This is a genomic window from Aeromicrobium sp. REDSEA-S32_B7 (assembly GCF_001626145.1).
Lineage (GTDB): Bacteria > Actinomycetota > Actinomycetes > Propionibacteriales > Nocardioidaceae > Aeromicrobium > Aeromicrobium erythreum.
On record NZ_LUNF01000038.1, the window covers coordinates 1 to 5,842 of the forward strand.

General features: G+C 72.9%; 4 protein-coding genes and 3 pseudogenes. All 7 read right to left on the bottom strand.

Annotated features, from left to right (window positions below):
• Window positions 1-321: pseudogene (locus tag A6Q79_RS02665) on the bottom strand (hypothetical protein); the annotation flags it as partial.
• 9 nt (window positions 322-330) lie between these two features.
• A complete protein-coding gene (locus tag A6Q79_RS02670) occupies window positions 331-966 on the bottom strand; it encodes a shikimate dehydrogenase (RefSeq protein WP_317696022.1) in 636 nt (211 codons plus the stop codon).
• Between the two features lie 118 nt (window positions 967-1,084).
• Window positions 1,085-1,858: pseudogene (mltG, locus tag A6Q79_RS18540) on the bottom strand (endolytic transglycosylase MltG); the annotation flags it as partial.
• Between the two features lie 268 nt (window positions 1,859-2,126).
• Window positions 2,127-2,573 carry a Holliday junction resolvase RuvX gene (gene ruvX, locus A6Q79_RS02680; protein ID WP_286690819.1) on the bottom strand — a complete coding sequence of 149 codons (447 nt, stop codon included), beginning with the start codon at window positions 2,571-2,573 and terminating at the stop codon, window positions 2,127-2,129.
• 38 nt (window positions 2,574-2,611) lie between these two features.
• Window positions 2,612-5,212, bottom strand: a pseudogene (gene alaS, locus A6Q79_RS02685) (alanine--tRNA ligase).
• On the bottom strand, window positions 5,212-5,511 hold the full coding sequence (locus A6Q79_RS02690; protein ID WP_317696028.1) for a DUF6167 family protein: 300 nt from the start codon (window positions 5,509-5,511) through the stop codon (window positions 5,212-5,214). The pseudogene alaS and the gene A6Q79_RS02690 overlap by 1 nt, the downstream one beginning before the upstream one ends.
• Window positions 5,508-5,842: hypothetical protein (locus A6Q79_RS02695; protein ID WP_317696031.1), on the bottom strand; the 335-nt coding region annotated here is incomplete at its 5' end. The genes A6Q79_RS02695 and A6Q79_RS02690, both read right to left, overlap by 4 nt.

Below are 5,842 nucleotides of genomic sequence, written 5' to 3' on the forward strand. Positions count from 1 at the left end.
GAGGAGGTACGGCAGCAGACGCGTGCGCAGGTCGACCCACGCCAGCCAGCTCCCTGCGCCGGCGAATATGGCCCATGCCGGCAGCAGCCACGGGCCGTCCAACGCGGTGGCGACCACGAGCAGCAGCAGCACCGACGTCAGCGCCAGCCCCGCTGCGAGGTGCGGACGGCGGGCGAGCTCGACGTACGGCTCCTTGGGCGGCTCGTCCGGGTCGTCCTCGGGGTGCGGGGACGGCTCGGGCAGGCGCGCGATCGCGGCGGGGCCGAGAGCCCCCAGGATCCCGGCCGCCAGCGCGGCGGCCACGACGTACGCGATGTCCACGCCCGCAGACTATGCGCTCGCGAGGACCTCCAGCGCGGCCCCGCGCACGACGTCGACGTCGACCGACGCACCCGTCATGAGGCGCAGCTGGAGGACGGCCTGGTGCGCGAGGAGGTCCAGACCGGTGACGACCGGACGGCCGGCCGCCCTGGCCGCGACGCTCAGCCGCGTCGGCCAGGGGTCGTAGACGACGTCGAAGACCGCCGCCGCGTCGGCCGCCCAGGCGTCGGCCCGCTCCCCCGCCACGGACTCCGGGACGGTGGAGACCAGCAGGTCGACCGGACCGGTCGGCGACGTCGAGGCGTCGAGCACGCGGGCCTCCAGGCCGGCGGCGTGGACCGCGGCCACCGTCTCCTCGGCGCGGCCGACGTCGCGCACGACGAGCTCGACCAGACCGGCTCCCAGGCCGGCCACGGCGTGCGCGACCGACGCGGCCGTCGCGCCCGCGCCCAGGACGCGGACGACCGGCACGTCGACCACGCCGGCCTCCGACAGCGCGGCGCGCGCGCCGGGGACGTCGGTGTTGTCGGCGCGCACGTGGCGACCGCGCGGTCCCTGCTCCAGGAGCAGCGTGTTGGCGCCGCCGGCGGCACGCGCGACGTCGGTGACGCTGTCGGCGAGGTCGAGCGCGTCGGCCAGCGTCAAGACAGGGGCGTTCGCCGACGCCGATGTCTGGGCCGCAGGAGCCGGCGCCGTAGACCTTCTGGCAGTCGGCCGTGTGCTTGGCAAAGCTCGTGTTGAAGATGGTGACGCCCTGCTTGTCGGCGAAGAAGTACAGCCAGTCGCCCTGCGCGGGGTTCAGTGCGGCCTCGATGGTCTTCTCCCCGGGCGAGCCGATCGGTCCGGGCGGCAGGCCGGTGTTCTGGTACGTGTTGTACTCCGACGGGTTGGCGCGCTCCTCGGGCGTCGTCCAGACGTCGCCCTCGCGCTTGCTCACGTACGACACGGTCGAGTCGAGCTGCAGCGGCATGCCGTCGGCGATGCGGTTGTAGAGCACCCGCGCGACCTTGGGGTAGTCCTCGTCGCGGGCGGCCTCGTACTCGAGGATGCTCGCGACCGTCAGCACGTCCTCCTTGGAGAGCCCGAGCGCCCGCGCCCGGGTGTCGATGTCGAGGTCGTTCTCGACGTCGAGGGTCTTCTTGACCATCTGCTGCAGCAGCTCGAGCGCCGTGGTCCCGGGCTCGACCGTGTAGGTCGCCGGGTACAGGTAGCCCTCGGGGTTGCCGTTCGCCTCCGGGGGCAGGCCGAGCTCCCTCGGGTCGTCGAGGACCTTCGTCACGTCGGCCTCGCGGATCTCCGAGCCCGCGGCGATCGCCTTGACGATCTGCCCGACGCGCGAGCCCTCGGGGATGACGACGCGTCCCTCGACACGGTTCGACGTGTCGGTCAGGCCGTCGAGGGCCGCCGCGGCCGACATCTTGCGGCGCAGCTGGTAGAAGCCCGGCTGGATCGTCGAGAACCGGTCGTCGTTGAGCGAGAGCTGGTAGAAGGCCTCGGCGGTCTTGACGACGTCCTGCTTGGCCAGGATGCGGGCCATGGCCTGCCCGTCCGCGCCCGACGGGATCTCCACGACGACCTCGCCGCTGCCCCGACCCGTGTAGTCCTGCGGACCGTTCAGGTAGGTGCCGGCCTTGTCCCAGACGACCTTGCCGCCGAAGACGATGCCACCGACGAGCGCGAGCACGAGGATGATGCGCCCCCACCGCGGACCTCGCCGCGGGGCACGTCGGCCTCCGGGGCGGGTCGCGCGACGGTCGCCCGGCTCGCTGCCGAGGATGTCGAGTCCGCTGTCGCTCACGTAGACCTCAGATCGTCTCGCCCGGGGCGCTGCCACGGGTCCGTTCGGTGTCCAGGGCGGTCTGCAGGATCACCGCGGCCGCGGTCTGGTCGATCACCTGACGTCGTTTCCGTCCTGGACGCCCGCCCTCGCGGAGCAGGCTGTCGGCAGTCATCGTAGACATGCGCTCGTCGAACAGCCGGACAACCCGCGGATCGACGGCCTCGCGCAGACCCTGCGCGAACCCGCGCACCTTCGCCGCGGCGGGCCCCTCGCGACCGTTGAGCGAGACGGGAAGACCGACGACCAGCTCGAGCGCGTCGACCTCCTCGGCCAGGGCCACGAGGCGGGCGACGGCGTCGCGTCCGGCCGCCACCGTCTCGAGCGGCGTCGCGACCAGACCGTCGGGATCGCAGACGGCGACGCCGATGCGCACGTCGCCGACGTCGACCCCCAGCCTGCGGCCCCGCCTCATCGGTTCCGCCTCATCGGCCCGTCCTCATGCAGCCGCCGTCATCGTCCGACCGCCACGCGGACCGCGTCGAGCACGGCGGCGAAGGCTGCGTCGATGCCTCCGACGTCGGTGCCGCCGCCCTGCGCGACGTCGGGCTTGCCGCCGCCCTTGCCGCCGATCCGCTCGCCGACGACGCCGACGAGGGCGTTGGCCGCGAGCCCCCGCTCCTGCGCGGCGGGGGTGAGCGCCACGACCACGGAGGGACGGTCGTTCGCCGTCCCGACCACGACGACGACGGCAGCGCGGTCCTGCAGCCGGCCGCGCACGTCGAGCGCGAGGCTCGGCGCGGTGCGTCACGACCGCGACGCCGTCGACGTCGACGGCCGCAGCGGCGACGTCGCCGGCGGCGCCCTGCAGCTCGGCCGCCTTGAGCTTCTCGAGCTCCTTCTCGGTGGCCTTCAGCCGGGCGAGGAGGTCGTTGACCCGGGTCGGGACCTCCTCGGGACGCGCCTTGAGCACGTCGGTGAGCTGGAGCACGAGGTCGCGCTCCTTCGCGAGGTAGGCGAAGCCCTCGAGGCCGGTGAGCGCCTCGATGCGGCGGTTGCCGGCGCCGACGGACCCGTCGGAGGTGACGACGACGGTGCCGATCTGGCTGGAGCGGTCGACGTGCGTGCCACCGCACAGCTCGCGCGACCAGGGCCCGCCGCGCCCCACTCCCGGGCCTCGGGCAGCGTCATGTACTGCGCCGAGACCGGCAGGTCCTCGCGCAGCGCCCGGTTCGACACGTGCTCGACGTCGTGCAGCTGCTCGGGCGAGAGCGCGCCGCTCCACCCGAAGTCGAGGCGCAGGTAGCCGGGGCGGTTGTACGAGCCCGACTGGAGCGCCGTGGGGCCGAGCACCTCGCGCAGCGCCGCGTGGACGACGTGCGTGCCGGAGTGCGCCTGCCGCGCACCGAGACGCCACTCGGGGTCCACGTCGGCGGAGAGCTGCTCGTCGACGACCAGCTCGCCCTCCAGCACGCGCACCTGGTGGACGACCAGGCCCTTGATGGGGCGCTGGACGTCGAGCACCTCGGCGGTGCCACCGCCGTGGCCGGACCACGTGAGGGTGCCGGCGTCGGCGTTCTGGCCGCCGGACTCGGCGTAGAACGGGGTGCGGTCGAGCACGACCTCGCCGATGCTGCCCGCCGTGAGCGCCGGCACGGCCTCGCCCTGGCTCAGCAGCGCCAGGACCCTCGACTCCGTCGAGAGCGTCGTGTACGCCTGCCAGTCCGTCGGACCGTTCGCGTCGAGCGCGGCCCGGTAGGCGTGGGTGTCGGCGTGGACGCCCTTCTTGGCCTTCGCGTCGGCCTTGGCGCGTGCCTTCTGCTCGGCCATGAGGGCCCGGAAGCCGTCGGCGTCGACGCTGAGCCCCTGCTCCTGCGCCATCTCGAGGGTGAGGTCGATCGGGAAGCCGTAGGTGTCGTGCAGGGTGAAGGCGGCCTCGCCGGACAGCCCCGTGCCGCCGTCGGCCTTCACCTTCTGCGCCGCGACGTCGAAGATCTGCGTGCCCTTGCCGAGCGTGGAGCGGAACGCGTCCTCCTCGGCGTAGGCGACCTGCTCGATCCGCGGGAAGTCGGCCTCCAGCTCGGGGTAGGAGGCCTTCATGCGGTCGAGGCTGACGGGCAGCAGCTCCGGCAGCGCCGGGTCCTCGTAGCCCAGCAGGCGCATGGAGCGCACGGCGCGGCGCAGCAGGCGACGCAGCACGTAGCCGCGGGCCTCGTTGCCGGGCGTGACGCCGTCGCCCATGAGCATCAGGCCCGAGCGGACGTGGTCGGCGACCACGCGGAAGCGCACGTCGTCCTCGGCGTCGGCGCCGTAGGTGCGCCCGGTGAGCTCGGCGGCCTTCTCGATGACCGGGAAGACCTCGTCGATCTCGTAGAGGTTGTCCTTGCCCTGGAGGAGGTAGGCCACCCGCTCCAGGCCCATGCCGGTGTCGATGTTCTTGGCCGGCAGCGGGCCCTCGACGTCGAAGTCGGCCTTGGAGCGGACCGTCGAGAGCGACTCCTGCATGAAGACGAGGTTCCAGATCTCCAGGAACCGGTCCTCGTCGGCGTTGGGCCCACCGTCGGGGCCGTACTCCGGCCCGCGGTCGATGTAGATCTCCGAGCAGGGACCTCCGGGGCCGGGGACGCCCATGTTCCAGTAGTTGTCCTCCAGGCCGCGTTCCTGGATGCGCTCGTAGGGCAGGCCGGCGATCTCGTGCCACAGCTGCTTGGCCTCGGTGTCGCTGGGCAGCACCGTGACCCAGATCTTCTCCGGGTCGAAGCCGTAGCCGCCGTCGTCCTGGGAGCCGGTGACCAGCTCCCAGGCGAAGCGGATCGCGCCCTCCTTGAAGTAGTCGCCGAAGGAGAAGTTGCCGCACATCTGGAAGAACGTGCCGTGCCGGGTCGTCTTGCCGACCTCCTCGATGTCGAGGGTCCGCACGCACTTCTGCACGCTGGTGGCCCGGTCCCACTGCGGGGTCTCCTGGCCCAGGAAGTAGGGCTTGAAGGGCACCATGCCGGCGTTGACGAACAGCAGGTTCGGGTCGTCGAGCAGCAACGACGCCGACGGGACCACCGTGTGGCCGTGGCGCTCGAAGTGCGCCACGAACCTGCGTCGGATCTCGGCGGTCTCCATCAGTCGTTCCCTCTCTCCAGCTGCTTGGTCGTGTCGTGGGTGATCTGGGGGGTGCTCTGGGGGGTGATCTCGGGGGTGGTGCTCGCGTGGGGCGGCACGCCCAGGCGGGCACGCACCTCGGTCTCGGCGTCCGCGCGGCCCTGGGCCACCTCGTCACGGAACATCCGGGCGCCGAGCGCGAGCGCCCCGAGTCGGTCCTGGAGGCCGTCCGCGGTGAGGACCTCAGCCGCGCGGCGTCCACGCACCATGGCGTAGATCCCGGCCCCGGCCCCGGCTGCGAACCAGAGGCCGCGCCTCATGCGGCCTGCTCCGCCGCTCGCTGGCGGGCGTGCAGGTCGCGGCGCGCGGCGCGCAGGTCGGCGCGGCGCTGCTTGCGGGCCCGCTTGACCTCGCGACGCATCTCGAAGCGGATGCGGTGACGCACCTCCGGGCTCAGCGCCCGGCGCAGGCCGGCGGCGAGCGTGGTCGCCTGCACCGCGGTCTCGCGCAGCACCATGTCCGCGAAGACCGGCGCGGGGAGCATCGGGGCGGAGGAAGCGTCGTCGGCGTCACGCTCGTCCGGGGCGTCCTCGCCCAGGTGCGTGATGAGGTACTCCGTCTCCTCGGCGCGGACCTCCGGCACCGCTCGGA

What these genes read in the sequence shown, in the direction of transcription:
- ruvX (WP_286690819.1), bottom strand. Translation starts at nt 2,573, where the DNA reads ATGAGGCGGGGCCGCAGGCTGGGGGTCGACGTCGGCGACGTGCGCATC.
- A6Q79_RS02690 (WP_317696028.1), bottom strand. Translation starts at nt 5,511, where the DNA reads ATGAGGCGCGGCCTCTGGTTCGCAGCCGGGGCCGGGGCCGGGATCTAC.